We start from the raw sequence: 3,741 nt of genomic DNA, 5'->3' as shown, positions 1-3,741 counted from the left end.
GATGCGCCGTTCACGGAGCGATTCGCGCACGAGCTTCAGCTCGCCATTGACCAGATAGCGCAATCCGCCATGGACGAGCTTCGAGGAGCCCGACGTCGTCGCGTGAGCGAAATCCTCTTTTTCGAGGAGGGCGACCTTGAGACCCCTGAGCGCCGCGTCCCAGGCCGTCGAGGCACCTGTGATGCCGCCGCCCACGATGATGAGATCGTAGGTGGTGGCGCTCATTTTCGTCAGATCGCGCTGCATGGGGCTCCGTCCGCGTCAGGTGTGGCGGCGAAGCTAGCGGGAGAGGGCCGATGGGTCCAGCCTTGCCTGCCGCGGCTTATGGCTCAACCCCGCCGTTTCAGCCCCTTCTTTTCCATCCGCCAGACGAGGTGGTCGACGCGGTCCTGGCCGAAAAAGGGTTCACCCTCGAAGACCATCAGCGGCACGCCCCAATGGCCGGCCTGTTTCTGGGCGGCTTCGTTGGCCGTGATGACGGCCTCATAATGGTCAGGGTTCCCGGCGATCAGGGCGTCCAATTGGGCGAGATCGCAGCCGGCGCGGGCGGCGGCCTCTTTCAGGTGGTCGCCTTCATGCCAGTTGCGGACGCCGCCGAAGACGACGCCACTGATCTCGCGCAGAAAGGCGAGGCCCTTGCCTGCTTCCGTGGCGGCGACGCCAAGCCGCGTCAGACGGCTGATATAGGGCTGCTCGGCCGGGACTTCGCCGGTCTTCAGGTCCATCACGATCGGGTCCGGCGACGGCCACGCATAGGGCAAGCCCAGCATTTCGGCGATGCGATAGGTGTCCTTCATGAGGTAAGGCGGCCACATCGGGTTCACCCGCTTGAAGAAGCCCTCGATGCGGACCGCGATCGGGTAGACCGGCCGCACGTTGCAGCGCACATCGTAATCCCGTTCAAGCTCCAGAAGGCGCGGCGTCACGAGATAGGAATAAGGCGAGCGGAAGGACCAGAAGAGATCATATTCGAGGGTCAAGGCTGCCTCCCCAGGCATGTTTAATGTTATCCATTAGATATGCCTTTCTTATCCCCGCCCCGCAAGACCGCTGTTAAGCTTCCGCCCAACGATAAATAGAGGAGAACGTCATGGCGCAGGTGCAGGCGAACGGCATTACCATCGAATACGAGAGCTTCGGTCCCAGCGACCGGGAAACCGTGCTGCTCATCATGGGCCTCGGCGGCCAGCTCACCATGTGGCAGACGGAGCTCTGCCACGAGCTTGTCGCGCGCGGCTATCGCGCGATCCGCTTCGACAATCGCGATGTCGGGCTTTCGACCAAGTTCGAAGCAGCGGGCATGCCCGACATGGCCGCGATCTTCGGCGCGCTGATGACGGGCAAGAAGCCCGATGCGCCCTATTCGCTGGACGACATGGCGGCCGATGCCGTCGGTCTTCTCGATGCGCTGGAAATCGGCCGGGCGCATATCGTCGGTGCCTCGATGGGTGGCATGATCGCGCAGCTCGTGGCGGCGAACCATCCGGAGCGCGCTCTGTCGCTCACCTCGATCATGTCGACGACGGGCAATCCGGCCTTGCCGCAGGCAAAGCCCGAAGTCATGACCATGCTGATGACGCCCGCCCCGGCGGACCTCGAAGGCGCGATCCAGCGCGGCATCAAGATGTGGCAGATGATCGGAAGCCCCGGCTTCCCGACCGACGAGACGATCCTGCGCGAATGGGTGACGCGCGACGTGAAGCGCTCCGCCTATCCGGTCGGCGTCGCGCGGCAGATGGCGGCGATCGTTTCCAATGGCGACAGGCGCGAAAAGCTGAAGGGAATCAAGGTGCCGGCCGTCGTGCTGCATGGCGACGCGGATCCGCTGGTGCCGGTCGAAGGCGGGCGCGATACGGCCGCCAGCATTCCAGGTGCGGAGCTTCGCATCGTGCCGGGCATGGGGCACGATTTCCCCGTCGCGCTCGTCGGGACCTTCGCCGACGCGATCACGGCGGCCGCGACGCGGGCCACCGCGTCGAAAGCGGCGGAGTGAGGCCCATGGTGCAGATGCAGATCAAGGCGAACGGCATCACGATCAACATGGAGGACCGCGGGCCCGAGGGCGCCGCGCCGATCCTTCTCGTCAACGGCTATACCTCGACCATGATGAGCTGGCCGGTCGAGCTGATGGAGGGACTGCGCGAGCGCGGCTTCCGCGTCATCCGCTACGACAATCGCGATGTCGGCCGGAGCGAGAAGCTCACGGGCCTGCCCGACATGCGCGAAATCATCGCGGCGGTGCGTGCGGGCAAGACACCCGAGCTTCCCTATATGCTGGCCGACATGGCGGCGGACGGCATCGGCGTGCTCGACGCGCTCGGCATTGAACGCGCGCATGTCATGGGAATTTCGATGGGCGGCATGATCGTGCAGCGGATGGCGATCCATCATGCCGACCGTCTCATCAGCGCGACCTCGATCATGTCGACGACGGGCAATCCCGATCTGCCGAAGGCGAGCGATGCGGCGATGGCCGCTCTGCAGGCGCAACCGCCGGCGGAAGACCGCGAGAGCATCATCCGACATCGGATGAAGGGTCGTCGCGTCTATGAAAGTCCCGCCTATCCGCGCAGCGAGGAAGCGCTTTATGAACTCGTCGCGCGCGAATATGACCACATGTACTACCCGGAAGGCGGCATCCGGCAATATGCCGCCATCGGTTGCGACGGCAGTCGCGTCGAGGCGCTGAAGAATGTGCGCCTGCCGTTCCTCGTCATTCACGGCCTCGCCGATCCGCTGGTGCCGCCCGAAGGCGGCATCGACACGGCGAAGTCGGTTCCCGGCGCGACGCTCGAACTGATCGAGGGCATGGGACACGATCTGCCGGTGGAACTCTGCCCGCGTTATGTCGAGCTCATCGCTGCCCATGCCGAGGCGGCGCAGCGGAAAACTGCGGCGGAATAGCTTTTTCTGTGGATGACGGAAGTCTCATGTTGCAATGCAGCATGAGACTTCCTATCTCTTGATGAGGGTGCGTGATTGCGTCAGGACCTTCGTCATGCCGACTATCGACGTCAATGGAATCGACATCGCGTATGAGAGTCTCGGCCCCGACGATCGCGAAACCATTCTCCTCATCATGGGTCTCGGCGCGCAGCTGACGCAGTGGCCGGATGAGCTTTGCAACGAACTCGTGACGCGCGGTTATCGCGTGGTCCGTTTCGACAATCGCGACAGCGGGCTTTCCACCAAATTCGAGCGCGGGCAGTTTCCGCATCTGCCGGCGGCTTTCGCGAGCTTCATGACGGGCAAGTCGCCCTTCGTGCCTTATACGCTCTACGACATGGCCGACGACGCGGTCGGGCTGCTCGATGCACTCGGCATCGAAAAGGCGCATATCGTCGGCGCGTCGATGGGCGGCATGATCGCGCAACTGATCGCGTCCGAATATCCCGAACGCACGCTCTCGCTCACTTCCATCATGTCGACGACCGGCAATCCGATGCTGCCGCCGCCGCGTCCCCGCGTGCTCAGTCTCTTCCTTACGCCGGCGCCGCCCGCCTCGAACATGGAGGCGGTGATCGCGCGCGGCATCAAGACCTATCAGACGATCGGCAGCCCCGATTATCCGACCGACGAGGAGACGCTGCGCGCCTGGGTGACGCGCGACGCGGAACGCAGCTATTGCCCGTCAGGCGTCGTCCGGCAAATGGCGGCGGCGATGACCAATGGCGACCGGCGGCAGAAGCTCCGCCGCATCGAGGTGCCGACCATGGTGCTGCATGGCGCAGCCGATCCGCT

5 protein-coding genes are annotated in these 3,741 nt (G+C 64.2%); 3 read left to right on the top strand and 2 right to left on the bottom strand.

Going from position 1 to position 3,741, the window contains the following annotated elements; genetic code table 11:
- Together VMR03_RS12165 and VMR03_RS12160 are read right to left on the bottom strand one after the other, a co-directional pair.
- Positions 1–246, bottom strand: a 246-nt coding sequence (locus tag VMR03_RS12165; RefSeq protein ID WP_325405566.1) for an FAD-dependent oxidoreductase, incomplete at its 3' end; no start/stop codon positions are given.
- An 83-nt stretch (positions 247–329) separates the two neighbouring features.
- On the bottom strand, positions 330–980 hold the full coding sequence (locus VMR03_RS12160) for a 2-hydroxychromene-2-carboxylate isomerase (RefSeq protein ID WP_325405564.1): 651 nt from the start codon (positions 978–980) through the stop codon (positions 330–332).
- Positions 981–1,090: 110 nt separating this feature from the next.
- Between VMR03_RS12160 and VMR03_RS12155 the strand changes: the two genes are divergently transcribed.
- The 3 genes from VMR03_RS12155 to VMR03_RS12145 form a co-directional block, all read left to right on the top strand.
- Complete coding sequence (locus VMR03_RS12155) at positions 1,091–1,993, top strand: alpha/beta hydrolase (RefSeq protein ID WP_325405562.1); 903 nt, start codon at positions 1,091–1,093, stop codon at positions 1,991–1,993.
- A gap of 5 nt (positions 1,994–1,998) precedes the next feature.
- Positions 1,999–2,904, top strand: a complete 906-nt coding sequence (locus VMR03_RS12150; RefSeq protein ID WP_325405560.1) for an alpha/beta fold hydrolase — start codon at positions 1,999–2,001, stop codon at positions 2,902–2,904.
- A gap of 34 nt (positions 2,905–2,938) precedes the next feature.
- On the top strand, positions 2,939–3,741 hold an 803-nt coding region (locus VMR03_RS12145; RefSeq protein WP_325405559.1), incomplete at its 3' end, for an alpha/beta hydrolase.

This window comes from Parvibaculum sp. (assembly GCF_035511255.1).
GTDB lineage: Bacteria > Pseudomonadota > Alphaproteobacteria > Parvibaculales > Parvibaculaceae > Parvibaculum.
This window is presented reverse-complemented; position numbering and strand designations above follow the sequence as displayed.